The organism is Microbispora sp. NPDC004025 (assembly GCF_053604425.1).
In genome coordinates, this window is the sequence record NZ_JBSGHN010000022.1 from 89,266 (window position 1) to 102,401 (window position 13,136).

The 13,136-nt window shown below is 71.4% G+C and carries 14 protein-coding genes; 9 read left to right on the forward strand and 5 right to left on the reverse strand.

The window, feature by feature from the left end:
• Positions 1-23: 23 nt before the first annotated feature.
• Entirely contained in the window at positions 24-1,394 is a 1,371-nt protein-coding gene (gene aroA, locus ACWEQG_RS36395; protein ID WP_452291869.1) for a 3-phosphoshikimate 1-carboxyvinyltransferase, read from the forward strand.
• On the forward strand, positions 1,391-2,419 hold the full coding sequence (gene rsgA, locus ACWEQG_RS36400; protein ID WP_452291888.1) for a ribosome small subunit-dependent GTPase A: 1,029 nt from the start codon (positions 1,391-1,393) through the stop codon (positions 2,417-2,419). The genes aroA and rsgA overlap by 4 nt, the downstream gene beginning before the upstream one ends.
• Here rsgA and ACWEQG_RS36405 read toward each other — a convergent pair.
• Positions 2,416-3,048: a LysE family translocator gene (locus ACWEQG_RS36405; RefSeq protein ID WP_452291870.1), complete on the reverse strand. Its 633-nt coding sequence runs from the start codon at positions 3,046-3,048 to the stop codon at positions 2,416-2,418. The genes rsgA and ACWEQG_RS36405 overlap by 4 nt on opposite strands.
• Before the next feature lie 161 nt (positions 3,049-3,209).
• On the opposite strand from ACWEQG_RS36405, the gene ACWEQG_RS36410 reads away from it, so the two are divergent.
• Positions 3,210-4,547 (forward strand): aminotransferase-like domain-containing protein, encoded by a 1,338-nt coding sequence (locus ACWEQG_RS36410; protein ID WP_452291872.1) that lies wholly within the window; start codon positions 3,210-3,212, stop codon positions 4,545-4,547.
• A gap of 4 nt (positions 4,548-4,551) precedes the next feature.
• On the opposite strand, the gene ACWEQG_RS36415 is transcribed toward ACWEQG_RS36410, so the two are convergent.
• Positions 4,552-4,995 carry a DUF4442 domain-containing protein gene (locus tag ACWEQG_RS36415; protein ID WP_452291874.1) on the reverse strand — a complete coding sequence of 148 codons (444 nt, stop codon included), beginning with the start codon at positions 4,993-4,995 and terminating at the stop codon, positions 4,552-4,554.
• A gap of 81 nt (positions 4,996-5,076) precedes the next feature.
• On the opposite strand from ACWEQG_RS36415, the gene hisN reads away from it, so the two are divergent.
• The gene (gene hisN / locus ACWEQG_RS36420) at positions 5,077-5,862 is read left to right on the forward strand and encodes a histidinol-phosphatase (protein WP_452291876.1); all 786 of its coding nucleotides are present in this window, start codon (positions 5,077-5,079) and stop codon (positions 5,860-5,862) included.
• Positions 5,863-5,865: 3 nt separating this feature from the next.
• Here the strand turns inward: hisN and ACWEQG_RS36425 are convergent, their stop codons facing one another.
• Positions 5,866-6,672, reverse strand: a complete 807-nt coding sequence (locus tag ACWEQG_RS36425; protein WP_452291878.1) for a fructosamine kinase family protein — start codon at positions 6,670-6,672, stop codon at positions 5,866-5,868.
• Complete coding sequence (locus ACWEQG_RS36430; protein ID WP_363464726.1) at positions 6,659-7,117, reverse strand: low molecular weight protein-tyrosine-phosphatase; 459 nt, start codon at positions 7,115-7,117, stop codon at positions 6,659-6,661. Before ACWEQG_RS36430 ends, ACWEQG_RS36425 begins: the two co-directional genes overlap by 14 nt.
• 163 nt (positions 7,118-7,280) lie before the next feature.
• On the opposite strand from ACWEQG_RS36430, the gene pstS reads away from it, so the two are divergent.
• The 5 genes from pstS to ACWEQG_RS36455 are packed head-to-tail and all read left to right on the forward strand — an operon-like array spanning position 7,281 to position 11,793.
• Positions 7,281-8,390, forward strand: a complete 1,110-nt coding sequence (gene pstS, locus ACWEQG_RS36435; protein ID WP_452291880.1) for a phosphate ABC transporter substrate-binding protein PstS — start codon at positions 7,281-7,283, stop codon at positions 8,388-8,390.
• A 42-nt stretch (positions 8,391-8,432) separates the two neighbouring features.
• Complete coding sequence (pstC, locus tag ACWEQG_RS36440; RefSeq protein ID WP_452291882.1) at positions 8,433-9,374, forward strand: phosphate ABC transporter permease subunit PstC; 942 nt, start codon at positions 8,433-8,435, stop codon at positions 9,372-9,374.
• Positions 9,375-9,394: 20 nt separating this feature from the next.
• Positions 9,395-10,273 (forward strand): phosphate ABC transporter permease PstA, encoded by an 879-nt coding sequence (gene pstA, locus ACWEQG_RS36445; protein WP_363464718.1) that lies wholly within the window; start codon positions 9,395-9,397, stop codon positions 10,271-10,273.
• A gap of 3 nt (positions 10,274-10,276) precedes the next feature.
• Positions 10,277-11,053, forward strand: coding sequence for a phosphate ABC transporter ATP-binding protein PstB (pstB, locus tag ACWEQG_RS36450; RefSeq protein WP_346229642.1), 777 nt, complete (start codon positions 10,277-10,279; stop codon positions 11,051-11,053).
• A gap of 35 nt (positions 11,054-11,088) precedes the next feature.
• The gene (locus ACWEQG_RS36455) at positions 11,089-11,793 is read left to right on the forward strand and encodes a response regulator transcription factor (protein WP_363464714.1); all 705 of its coding nucleotides are present in this window, start codon (positions 11,089-11,091) and stop codon (positions 11,791-11,793) included.
• Between the two features lie 173 nt (positions 11,794-11,966).
• On the opposite strand, the gene ACWEQG_RS36460 is transcribed toward ACWEQG_RS36455, so the two are convergent.
• The gene (locus ACWEQG_RS36460; RefSeq protein WP_452291884.1) at positions 11,967-12,827 is read right to left on the reverse strand and encodes a phosphotransferase family protein; all 861 of its coding nucleotides are present in this window, start codon (positions 12,825-12,827) and stop codon (positions 11,967-11,969) included.
• Positions 12,828-13,136: the final 309 nt, after the last annotated feature.

Genomic DNA, 13,136 nt, shown 5'->3' on the forward strand with positions numbered 1-13,136 from the left:
ACGCGCACACTAAGCTTGCGCACATGGCCTCTCCGCAGTCCGCGTCCGGCGGCGCCGAGCCGCACGCCGCCCACCAGAACGCCGCCGCACCGCTCTGGCCCGCCCCGGTGGCCGCCGAGCCGGTCCACGCGACGGTCCGCCTGCCCGGCTCCAAGTCGGTGACCAACCGCGCGCTGCTGCTCGCCGCGCTGGCCGACGCCCCCGGCACCGTACGGCTCGCGCTGCGCAGCCGCGACGCCGATCTGATGGCGGCCGCGCTGCGCTCGCTCGGCGCCGAGATGACGCCGTCCAACGAGAGCGCCGACAGCGTGGACTGGTCGGTGACCCCGCATCCCGTGCGCGGCGGGGCGTCGGTCGACGTCGGGCTCGCCGGGACGGTGATGCGGTTCGTGCCCCCGGTCGCCGCGCTCGCCGACGGGCCGGTCTTCTTCGACGGCGACGCGCACGCGCGCAAGCGGCCGATGGGCCCGATCCTGGGCGCGCTGCGGGCGCTCGGCGCGGCGGTGGACAACGACGCGCTGCCGTTCACGATCCGCGGTCCGATCCCGGGCGGCGAGGTCACCCTCGACGCCTCGGTCTCCTCGCAGATGGTCTCCGGCCTGCTGCTGGCCGCCGCGCGCTTCGAGAAGGGCGTGACCGTACGGCACAGCGGCCCGCCCGTCCCGTCGATGCCGCACATCGAGATGACGGTGCAGATGCTGCGCCAGGCCGGGGTCGAGGTGGACGACTCCGAGCGCGACGTGTGGCGGGTGCAGCCCGGCCCGATCCGGGCCAGGGACGTCACGGTCGAGCCCGACCTGTCCAACGCCGCGCCCTTCCTGGCGGCGGCCCTGGTCACCGGGGGTTCGGTCGTCGTGCCGGACTGGCCGGAGGAGACGACGCAGGGCGGCGACGCGCTTCGCGGGCTGCTCGCCGAGATGGGCGCGCGGGTCGAGCGGGTGCCGGAGGGCCTGCGGGTGACCGGTGAAGGCAGGGTGCGCGGCATCGACGCCGACCTGCGCGACGTCAGCGAGCTCACCCCCACGATCGCCGCGCTGGCCGCGCTGGCCGACGGGCCGTCCCGCATCCGGGGCGTGGCGCACATCCGGGGGCACGAGACCGACCGGATCACTGCCCTCGCCACGGAGATCAACCGGCTGGGCGGCGACGCCCGGGAGACCGACGACGGCCTGGAGATCCACCCCCGGCCGCTGACCGGCGGTGTCTTCCACTCCTACGCCGACCACCGCATGGCCACGGCGGGCGCGGTCATCGGCCTGGTCGTGGCGGGTGTCGAGGTCGAGGACATCGCCACGACCGGCAAGACGCTGCCCGAGTTCCCCCGCATGTGGGCCGCGATGCTGGGCAGCGAGGACCACCTGGGATCGGGGCACTCCGAAGGGCGCGGGCGCTGAGAAAGCGGCAGTACGACGAGGACGACGTCAGGGTCAGGCCGGGCAAGGGCTCACGGCCCCGGACGCGGATCCGGCCTGCCCACAGCGAGGCGGTCGAGGGCTTCGTGGTGGCCGTCGACCGCGGGCGCTACACCTGTCTGGTGGGCGAGGGCGTCCCCCGCTCCGCCACACCGAAGAAGCGCAGGGGCGAGCGGACGCTCGTCGTGGCGATGAAGGCCCGCGAGCTCGGCCGCAAGGGCATCGTCGTGGGCGACCGCGTGGCGCTGGTGGGCGACGTCACCGGGCAGCCCGACACGCTGGCGCGCATCGTGCGCGTGGAGGAGCGCACCTCGATGCTGCGCCGCAGCGCCGACGACGTCGACGACATCGAGCGCCCCATCGTCGCCAACGCCGACCAGCTGGTCATCGTCACCGCGCTCGCCGACCCCCCGCCGCGCCCCCGGATGATCGACCGGATGCTCGTCGCGGCGTACGACGCCGACATCGAGCCGCTGCTGTGCCTCACCAAGGCCGACCTGGCGCCCGCCGGCGACCTCGTGGCGCTGTACGAGCCCCTCGGCGTGCCGTACGTCGTCGTCCGCAAGGGCGGCCCGCTCGACGACCTGGGCGAGGCGCTCGCGGACCGGATCAGCGTCCTCGTCGGCCACTCGGGGGTCGGCAAGTCGACCATGGTGAACGCGCTGGTTCCGCACGCCCGCCGGGCCGTGTCCCACGTGAACGCCGTCACCGGGCGCGGCAGGCACACCTCCACCTCCGCGGTCGCCCTCGAACTGCCGGAGGGTGGCTGGATCATCGACACCCCCGGCGTACGCAGCTTCGGGCTCGCGCACATCTCGGTGGAGACCGTGCTCGCCGCCTTCCCCGACCTGGTGGACGCCACGGCCGGCTGTCCCAAGGGCTGCACCCACCTCGGCGACGAGTGCGCTCTCGACCGCTACGTCGCGGAGGGACACGCCGATCCCACGCGGCTGGAGTCCCTGCGGCGGCTGCTCGCCAGCCGCGAGGGCTCCGCCGACGAGGACTAGAGCAATCCGCCGAGGGCGAGCATTACGGCGAGCACTCCGAGCATGCTCCCCATGGCGATCCGCTGGGCCCGCAGCCACTCCGGCCGGCGCGCCAGGAAACCCGCGACGCTTCCGGCGGCCAGCACGATCGACAGGTTCACCGTCGAGGCCACCGCGATCTGGAAGAGGCCGAGAACGACGCCCTGGAAGAGCACGTGTCCCGCGCCGAGATCGACGAACTGCGGAATGACGGAGACATACAGAATGGCGATCTTCGGATTGAGCAGGTTCGTCATCAGTCCCATGGTGAACAGCCGGAGCGGCGAATCGCCCGGCACCTCCCGCACGCTGAACACCGACGCGGCGCCCGGCCTGATCGTCTTCCACGCGAGCCACAGCAGGTAACCCGCCCCGGCCAGCCGGATGGCGGCGAGGACCTGCGGAACGGCGGCGAACAGCACGGCCAGCCCGAGGTTCGCGGCCGTCAGGTAGGCGAGGAACCCCGCGACGACTCCGGCCAGCGAGATGATCCCGGCCCGGCGTCCCTGGCTGATGCTGCGGGAGACCAGATACATCATGTTCGGGCCCGGGGACAGCACCATTCCGAGCGCCACGGACACGACGCCCAGGACCGCTTGGGTTTCGACCATCGATATCGCTTTCTCTTCGCGGGTCATTCACACCGGTCCGGACGGCTTTATCAGGCTAATCCTCCTCGCGTTATCAGGGCAATAATTCATATTGTTCTCGGAGCAATGTCGTGTTTGAATGCGTCACCGTGGCACGGTGAGGCGGCGGTGAGGAGGCGGCGGTGGAGAGCTACCGGGAGCTGGCGGACGAGGTGGCCGCGGACATCGCGGCCGGGCGGCTGAGACCCGGAGACCGGCTGCCCCCGCAGCGGGACTTCGCCCGTCGGCGCGGCATCGCCGGCTCCACCGCGGCACGCGTCTACGCGGAGCTGACCCGCCGCGGCCTCACGGTCGGCGAGGTCGGCCGCGGCACTTTCGTCCGCGCCTCCGCCCGGCGTCCGGGGACCGCTCTGGCCGAACCGAGCGGCAGCAGGGTGGACCTCGAACTCAACTATCCCGTCATCCCCGGACAGGCCCGTCTGATCGAGGACGGCATCAGGCGACTGCTGCGCCCGGACGTGCTGGAGGCCTCTATGCGGCCGGTGGGCGCGGCGGGCACCCCCGTCGCCCGCGAGGTCGTCGCGGACCTGCTCGCCCGCCCGGGCTGGCGCCCGGACCCGGCGCGGGTGCTCTTCGCGGGCAACGGACGCCAGGCGATCGCGGCCGTCGTCGCCGCGCTGGTCCCGCCGGGCACGCGGCTGGGCGTCGAGGAGCTCACCTACCCCGTCGTGAAGACGATCGCCACCCGGCTCGGGGTCACCCTCGTCCCCCTGCCGGTCGACGACGCGGGCCTGGTGCCCGAGGCCGTGGAGACCGCCGCGCGCGGGGCTCCGCTCAGGGCCGTCTATCTCCAGCCGACGCTGCACAACCCGTCGTCGGTCAGCATGCCGGTCGAGCGCCGCGCCGCGCTCGCGGCCGTGCTCGCACGGCTGGACGTGCCCGCGATCGAGGACGGCATCTGGTCGTTCCTCCGGGACGAGCTGCCCCCGCTCGCCGCCGTGGCGCCCGGGCGCACGATCCTCGTCGACAGCCTGTCCAAGCGGCTCGCGCCCGGGCTGACCGTCGGGTTCGCGGTCGTACCCGGGGCCGCGGCCTCCGCCGTGACCGCGGCGCTGCATTCGATGGGTGCGGCGCCGCCGCGGTTCGCGCTGGAGGCGGCGGTCCGGCTGGCCGGTGACGGCGTGGTGGGAGCGCTGAGCCGGGGCAAGCGGCGGGACGCCGAGGCGCGGCAGGAGATCGCGGCGCGTCACCTGGGCGAGTTCGCCGTCCGCGCCGACCCGCGGTCCTACTACTGCTGGTGGGAGCTGCCCCCGCCGTGGCGGGCCGACACGTTCGTGGCGGCCGCGGCGCGGCACGGCATCGCCGTCACTCCGGCGGCCGCCTTCGCCGTCGGCGACCACCGCACGCCGAACGCCGTCCGCCTCGGCCTCGCCTCACCGCCCGCCCACACGCTGGAAAGCGCCCTCGCCACCCTCGCCGGGCTCGCGCGCTCCTCCCCGGACGACGTCCTCGCCGAGTGACGCGTCAGCTCCGGCGGTTGGGGCGCAGGGTCCAGGAGACGGTCATCTCCGACACGACGACGTCACCGGCGTCGCGGATCTCGACGCCGACCTCGAACTCGGGCCGCTCCCCCGCGTCCAGCCGGGCGACGACCGCCTCCCGCTCGGCCCGCAGGGTGGCGGCCGCCGTGACCTCGCCCTTGGCGAGCTTGAGGTAGCGGATCGACGCCTCGGTGGCCAGCGGCACCGCCCTGGACAGCTGGTCACCGAAGGCCGACAGCATGGCCGCGCCCGAGGCGGTCTCGGCCAGCGTGAACAGGGCGCCGGCGTGCGGGCCGCCCACGTGGTTGTGCAGGTCCGCCCGGTCGGCCAGGCGGGCGACCGCCGTACCGGAGCCGATCGTGTCGAACGTGATGCCGAGCAGCCGCGCGAACGGGACGCTGTCGAGCATGAAGGCGCCGATGTCCATGGCCGGGATGTTACCGGCAGGTACGGTCCGGAGCGATCCTTCCTCTGATGTGACCAGGTGGCGGCACGATACGTTGGGCCTGTGACGGAGTACCGCGACGACCTGCACCTCGCGCATCTACTGGCGGACGCCGCCGACGACCTCACGATGCGCCGCTTCAAGGCCGTGGACCTCAAGGTCGACACCAAGCCCGACCTCACCCCGGTCAGCGACGCCGACCGGGCCGTGGAGGAGGCCATCCGCGGCACGCTGCGCCGTGCCCGCCCCCGCGACGCCGTCGTCGGCGAGGAGTTCGGCATGACCGGGTACGGCATGCGCTCCTGGATCGTCGACCCGATCGACGGCACGAAGAACTACGTGCGCGGGGTCCCCGTGTGGGCCACGCTGATCGCGCTGATGGAACACGGCAAGGTCGTCGTGGGCGTGGTCTCGGCCCCGGCGCTCGGCCGCCGCTGGTGGGCCGCCAAGGAGAGCGGCGCGTGGACCGGGCGCAGCATGAGCAAGGCGACGCGCTGCGAGGTGTCCTCGGTCGGCCGCCTCGACGACGCCTCCTTCTCCTTCTCGGACCTGGAGGAATGGGAGAAGGCCGGGCGGCTCGACCCGTTCCTCGATCTGACCAGGGAGTGCTGGCGCACCCGCGGCTACGGCGACTTCTGGTCGCACATGATGGTCGCCGAGGGTGCGGTGGACATCTCCGCCGAGCCCGAACTGTCCCCGTGGGACATGGCCGCCCTCACGATCATCGTCGAGGAGGCCGGCGGCTCCTGCACCTCCCTCGACGGCACCCCGCCGCTCGAGGGTGGCAATCTCGTCTGCACCAACGGCCGGCTCCACGACGAGGTTCTCAAGCGCCTGTCCCCTCGCTGAGCCCTACAACGCCAGGACGTCGCCCGCGGCGGTGAGAAGGCTGCCCCGGTACGCCTCGCCGAACAGGCAGACGTGGACGGCCAGCGGGTGGAGCTGGTGCAGGGGCACACGCTCACGCCAGCCGTCCGCGAGGGGCGCCGCCTCGCGGTAGGCGGCGAGGATCGTGTTGAGGTGCGGCGCCCCGAACAGCGCCAGCATCGCGAGGTCGGTCTCCCTGTGCCCGCCGTGGGCGGCCGGGTCGACGAGCACGACCCCGTCCGCGCACCACAGCAGGTTCCCGCTCCACAGGTCGCCGTGGATCCGGCTCGGCGGCTCGGCCGGCCCGGCGACCTCCGTCACCCGGCCGCACGCCTCCTCGACCAGCTCCACGTCGGCGGCCGACAGCGCCCCACGGTCACGCGCGAGCCGTACGAACGGGAGCACCCGGCGGGACACGTAGAACGACGGCCAGTCCGGCGCGGACTCGTTGCCCATGGCGAGCTCGGCGATGTAGCCGGGCCAGGGAGCGCCGAAGTCCGCGGCGCCGGCGGCGTGCAGCGCCGCGAGCGACCGGCCGAACCGCTCGGCCGCCCCGGCCGTGGCGGGGACGGTGTCGATCCACTCCAGCACCAGCGTGCCGCCGTCCTCGGCGATCACCTCGGGGACGGCCACCACCCCCGGTTCGGCCAGCCAGCGCAGCCCCGCCGCCTCACTCTCCAGCACGGCGGACGCGGCCCCGCTCTTCTTGACGAAGACCCTGCGGCCGTCGTCGAGCACGCCCTCGTGCAGGGTCCAGGCGTGCCCGCCGCCGAGGTTCCTAGTGATCCTCAAGGTACTTCGCCACCCCCTCGCAGGCCGCCTCGACCATGCGCAGCACCTCGGCGAAGCCCTCGGGTCCCCCGTAGTAGGGATCGGGCACCTCGGCGCCGTCGGGGGCGGCCGGGTCGAACGACCGCAGCAGCCGCACGTCGGCGTCCGGCGGCGCGATCCGGCGTATGGCGCGCAGGTTGTCCTGGTCCATGACGAGAACGAGGTCACGCTCGGCGAACCACGCCCGGTCGAACTGGCGGGCCCGGTGGGACGAGCCGTCGTACCCGTGGCCGGCCAGCGTGGCCAGGGCCCGCTCGTCCATCGGCTCTCCCGCGTGCCAGCCTCCGGTGCCGGCGCTGTCCACCTCCACGTCGAGCCCGCGTTCGGCCAGCGTACGGCGCAGCACGACCTCGGCCATGGGCGATCGGCAGATGTTCCCCATGCAGACCAGACATACACGCTTCATGAACTCAATCCTCTCCCATAACACCCGTGACCTGCTCGTTATCTCTCGCGAAGCCATACGAGAGCGACCGGGGGCGTTCATTACGCGTTCACCTTTACCAAGGTTTTAGGTCACCTTGGCTCCCTACCGTCCCTGCTGTTGAGAGACAAGGGGAGGAACAACCGTGAAGTATGCAGGCCGGCTCGCCGCCGCCACCATCGCCGGCGTGCTCTCGCTCGCCGCATGCGGGACCGATGACAACACGAGCACGGCGGGGGGCACCTCCAGCGCCGCCGCTCCCGCGCAGGGCGACGACACCCTCCAGGGCACCATCAACGCCGCCGGCTCCTCGGCCCAGGCGAACGCCATCGCGGAGTGGAAGAAGAACTTCCAGTCGTCGAACCCCGGCGTCAGCATCAACTACAACCCGAGCGGCTCCGGCGCCGGCGTCCAGGCGTTCATCCAGGGCACGGTGGCCTTCGCAGGCTCCGACTCGGCCCTCAAGGAGGACAAGGGCGAGCCCGCCCAGGCCGACGCGCGCTGCAAGACCGGCAAGGCGATCAACTTGCCGATGGTGACCGGCCCGGTGGCCGTCGTCTACAACCTGCCGGGTGTGGACGGCCTGCAGCTCTCGCCGAAGACCATCGGCGGCATCTTCAACAGCAAGATCACCAAGTGGGACGACCCGGCCATCAAGGCCGACAACCCCGACGCCAAGCTGCCCTCGACCGCCATCCAGGCGTTCCACCGCTCGGACGAGTCGGGCACCAGCGACAACTTCACCAAGTTCCTCAAGGCCACCGCCGACTGGCCGTACGAGCCCGCGAAGGCGTGGCCGGCCGAGGCGCAGGGCCAGGGCTCGAAGGGCTCGGACGGCATCGCCTCCAGCGTCAAGAGCACCGAGGGCGCGATCAGCTACGTCGAGCTGTCCTTCGCCGAGAACTCCCAGCTCCAGAAGGCCAAGGTCGCCAACGGCTCCGGTGAGTTCGTCGAGCTCACCCCGGAGAGCGCCGCCAAGACCGTCGAGGCCGCCCAGATCGAGGGCACCGGCAACGACCTCAAGCTGAAGATCGACTACGCCACCAGCGCCGCGGGCGCCTACCCGATCGTGCTGGTCACGTACGAGATCACCTGTGAGAAGGGCCTGGCGGCCGAGGACGCGAAGCTGGTCAAGTCGTTCCTCACCTACACCGCCAGCGACGAGGGCCAGCAGGCGCTGACCAGCCTGGGCTACGCCCCGCTGCCGTCGAGCCTGCTCACCAAGGTCCGCACCGCGGTCGAGGCGATCGCCTAACAGATGGCGACGTCAACCAGAACCAGGGAGAGCGGGCCGGCCATGCGCCGGTCCGCCTTCCGGCGCAGCCGCGGCGACGGCCCGTTCCGCTTCGCCTCGACCGGGGCCGGTGTCGTCCTTCTGGCGATCATGGCCGCGATCGGGGTGTTCCTGGTCGTCAAGGCCGTCCCCGCCCTCCAGGCGAACACGTCCCGCTTCCTCACCGAGCTGACCTGGCAGCCGAACGCCACCGAGCCGGTCTTCGGCATCGGGGCGCTCGCCTTCGGCACCGTGCTGAGCTCGCTGCTCGCGCTGGTCATCGCCACCCCGGTGGCGGTCGGCGTCGCGCTGTTCATCTCGCACTACGCGCCCCGGCGGCTCGCCTCGGTCCTGGGCTACGTCGTGGACCTCCTCGCGGCGGTCCCCAGCGTGGTGTACGGCCTGTGGGGCGTCGCCTTCCTCGTGCCGTTCATGCTCGGCCCGTCGAAGTTCCTCAACGACTACCTCGGCTGGATCCCGCTGTTCGGCGGCGACACCATCGTCGGCAAGAGCATGCTCACCGCGTCGCTGGTGCTCGCGATCATGATCCTGCCGATCATCGCCGCGATCTCCCGCGAGGTCTTCCTGCAGGCCCCCAAGATGCAGGAAGAGGCCGCGCTGGCGCTCGGCGCGACGCGCTGGGAGATGATCAGGATGTCGGTCCTGCCGTTCGGCCGGCCCGGCGTCATCAGCGCCGCCATGCTCGGCCTCGGCCGCGCGATGGGCGAGACCATCGCGGTCGCGCTCATCTTCCCCGCGACGTTCAAGATCACATTCCAGATCCTCGGTCCGTACGGCAACAGCATCGCCGCCAACATCGCCAACGGCTTCGGCGAGGCGACCGAGGTGGGCCGCGGCGCGCTGATCGCCTCGGGTCTCGTCCTGTTCCTCATCACCCTGCTGGTGAACATGGCCGCCCGCTTCGTCATCGCCCGCCGCAAGGAGTACGCGAGGGCCGCAGCGTGACCGTACAGACCGGAATCCAGATGAGAACCGGAATCCAGCCCATCTCCGCCGTCCGGCGGGTCAAGGACCGGCTCGTCCAGGTGCTCGTCTACCTGGCGTTCGCGCTCGCGGTCATCCCGCTGCTGTCGGTGCTGTGGCTCGTCGTCAAGAACGGCATCGGCCGCCTCGACATGGAGTTCCTCACCCACTCCATGCGCAACATCGGGGCGCGCGACGCCGGCGGCGGTGCCTACCACGCCATCATCGGGACGCTCGAACAGGTCCTGCTCGCGTCGCTCATCGCGGTCCCGATCGGCCTGCTCACCGCCGTCTACCTCGTCGAGTACGGCGAGGGCGGACGGTTGTCCCGCACGATCAGCTTCTTCGTGGACGTCATGACCGGCGTCCCTTCCGTGGTTTCCGGGCTCTTCGTCCTGGCCTTCTGGATCCTCGTGCTCGGCATGCCGTTCTCCGGCTTCGCCGGCGCGCTCGCCCTGTCGATCCTGATGATGCCGGTCGTGGTCAGGTCCGCCGAGGAGATGCTCCGCCTGGTGCCCCGGGAGCTGCGCGAGGCGTCGTACGCGCTGGGCGTGCCCAAGTGGCGCACCATCGTCAAGGTCGTCCTGCCCACGGCGTTCACCGGCATCGTGACCGGCGTCATGCTGGCCGTCGCCCGCGTCGCCGGGGAGACCGCGCCGCTGCTGCTGACCGTCTTCATCACCGACTCCATAAACAACGACCCGTTCAACGGGCCGCAGATGGGGCTCCCGCTGTACGTCTTCGATCAGGCCGGTCGTCCCACGGACACCGCGATCGACCGGGCCTGGACCGGCGCGCTCACGCTGATCCTGATCGTCATGCTGCTCAACCTGGTCGCGCGCCTCATCACCTGGTGGCGTTCGCCCGCGAGGAGGAGGTAAGGAATGGCCAAGCAGATCGAGGTCGCGGGCCTCGACGCCTACTACGGCTCGCACAAGGCGATCGAGGGCATCTCGATGACCATCGAGCCGCGGTCGGTGACGGCCTTCATCGGCCCGTCCGGCTGCGGGAAGTCGACGTTCCTGCGGACCCTCAACCGGATGCACGAGGTCATCCCCGGCGCACGGGTCGTGGGCAAGGTGCGCCTGGAGGAGCAGGACCTTTACGGCGCCGACGTCGACCCCGTGTCGGTCCGGCGGACCATCGGCATGGTGTTCCAGCGGCCGAACCCCTTCCCCACGATGTCCATCTTCGACAACGTGGCGGCGGGCCTGCGGCTCAACGGCCGTCACTCCCGGTCGGAGCTGGAGGGCGTCGTCGAGGAGTCGCTCAAGGGCGCCAACCTCTGGAACGAGGTCAAGGACCGGCTGAACAAGCCCGGCGCGGGCCTGTCCGGCGGTCAGCAGCAGCGCCTGTGCATCGCCCGCGCGATCGCCGTACGCCCGCAGGTGCTGCTCATGGACGAGCCGTGCTCGGCCCTGGACCCGATCTCGACGTTGGCGATCGAGGACCTGATCTCGCAGCTCAAGCAGGACTACACGATCGTCATCGTGACCCACAACATGCAGCAGGCCGCCCGGGTCAGCGACAGGACCGCGTTCTTCAACCTGGCCGCCCAGGGGCAGCCCGGCAAGCTCGTGGAAATGGACGAGACCTCGAAGATCTTCACCAATCCGGCCGAGAAGGCGACCGAGGACTACATCACGGGCCGTTTCGGCTGACGACCGCTCCCGGCTGACAGCATTGGAGGGACCGGGTGACGGCACCCGCAGTGGAGGGGGACACTCGGACGGCGCCCATGCTCCTGGTGGCCGATCCGGACGCGGGTCTGGTGCGACAGCTCTCGGCCGCCATGCAGGCCGAGGGCGTCGACGTGACCGGCGTACCGGACGGCGCCCAGGCGCTGCTGCAGGCCGGGGCGCTCCGGCCCGACGCCGTGCTGATCTGCGCCTCCCTGCCCATCGTCGGACCCGTCGACTTCGTCCGCGCCGTACGGCTCGCGCGGTCCGTGCCCGTCCTGCTCGGCATCGACTTCGGCGGCGACGCCGGGCAGGCGCTGCAGGCCCTGGAGGCGGGCGCGACGGCCTGCGTCGCCAGGCCGTACCGCGTGCCCGAGCTGCTCCCCCTCGTCCACGCTGCCTTCCAGCGGCAGGACGGCCACCGGACCGTGCTCACGATCGGCGACGTGGAGCTCGACGTCACGGCATACCAGGTGAAGGTCGGCGGACGCGTGGTGCACCTGCCCCTGCGCGAGTTCGAGCTGCTGCACTACCTGATGCGCAACGCCGACAGAACCGTCACCCGCGAGCAGATCATGCGCCACGTCTGGCACTCCACCGACGGGATGTCGACCAACACCATCGCCGTACACGTCAAACGCCTGCGCCACCGGCTCGGCGACGTGGAGGACACGATGATCCAGACCGTCCGCGGCGTGGGGTACCGCCTGGTCACCGGGTGAGCGCCGTCTCACGTGGCGACGTGCGTCACAAGGAGACGTCTTCGGAGGGTGCGCGTCCGGGAAGGCGCGCCTCACGGGAGGGCACGCGTCACGAGAAGGTGCGCGTCACGAGAAGGTGCGCGTCACGAGAAGGTGCGCGTCACGAGAAGGTGCGCGTCACGAGAAGGTGCGCGTCACGAGAAGGTTCGCTCGAGATGCGCGAGACCGGCGTCCGCGTAGGCCCGAGCACCTGCCGAGCGGAGGCCATACGCGACGTCCTCCAGCAGCGCGCATCGGGCGTAGAAGAGGACACGTGCATGCCCGGCGTCGTCGAGACCCCCGTGATAGCGCGCCAGTGTCCGCTCGAACACCTCCGGACCGAGATCCCGGAAGACGAGCGCGAGGTCGTACGCGGGATCGGCGATGGCCGCGTCGGTCCAGTCGATGACTCCCGTCACGGTGCTCGTCTCGGCCTCCGCCAGCACATGCTCGGCGCCCAGGTCGTTGTGGCAGAACGCCGGAACGCCGGGCGCCGGCGGGGCCTGGGTGCCGAGAAAGTCCTCGACCATCCGCCGGGCGGCCGGCGACACGTGAGGCCCGACCTCCCGGTAGTGGTCCTCGGCCTCCTCCAGCAATTCGCTCAGCGGATAGATGTCCCGCGGCGCGAACGCCTCCATCCGCTCCACCGGGGCCGCATGGAGCCGGCTGAGGAGATCACCCAAAGGAGCCGCCAGGCGCATCGGCTCCCTGACCGGGTGCAGGTTCAGCGGACGGCCCGGCAGTTTGCCGTACGCCAGCACGCCCGCCTCCTCGTCCACGAAGACCGGCTGCGGCACGGGCACCGGAGACAACTCGGCCACGGCAGCCAGCAACGCCGCCTCCCGCCGCACCGCTTCCCCACGGTCGGCCGCCTCGTCAATTTTGCTCTGCCGTACGACCAACTCACCGTTGACCTCGTACGCCGCATTGTCCTGTCCCTCGCCCAACCGTTCGACACTGCCGATCTCGTAGCCGGGCAGATGGCGGGCCAACAACCGGATGATTTCCTCGGTCACTCCCGTAACCCTAGCCATTCACACCCGACCCGGCCGTACGACAAGGGCGGCTGGACGGGGACGGGTGCCGCTGGGACGCGTGTTGGGCTGGGGTGAGTTGGGGTGCGGTGAGTTGGGGGTGTGGGCGGGGGTTGGTCACTGGGCTGGGTGGTTCGATCCCTCGACGCTCACGCCCAGCTCTCTCTGAATGTGTGTGGGGTGGGGGACTGGGGTGTGGCTGGGGGTTGGTCACTGCGCCGGCCGGAAGGTCCGGTCCTCGCGAAGCCCGCTTCGCTGGGCCTTCGCTGCGGTCCTCCCTCCCGCCCGCTC

Coding starts and splice junctions, on each gene's coding strand:
- aroA (WP_452291869.1), top strand. CDS start 24: ATGGCCTCTCCGCAGTCCGCGTCCGGCGGCGCCGAGCCGCACGCCGCC.
- ACWEQG_RS36405 (WP_452291870.1), bottom strand. CDS start 3,048: ATGGTCGAAACCCAAGCGGTCCTGGGCGTCGTGTCCGTGGCGCTCGGA.
- ACWEQG_RS36415 (WP_452291874.1), bottom strand. CDS start 4,995: ATGGACATCGGCGCCTTCATGCTCGACAGCGTCCCGTTCGCGCGGCTG.
- ACWEQG_RS36430 (WP_363464726.1), bottom strand. CDS start 7,117: ATGAAGCGTGTATGTCTGGTCTGCATGGGGAACATCTGCCGATCGCCC.
- pstC (WP_452291882.1), top strand. CDS start 8,433: ATGCGCCGGTCCGCCTTCCGGCGCAGCCGCGGCGACGGCCCGTTCCGC.
- pstA (WP_363464718.1), top strand. CDS start 9,395: ATGAGAACCGGAATCCAGCCCATCTCCGCCGTCCGGCGGGTCAAGGAC.
- pstB (WP_346229642.1), top strand. CDS start 10,277: ATGGCCAAGCAGATCGAGGTCGCGGGCCTCGACGCCTACTACGGCTCG.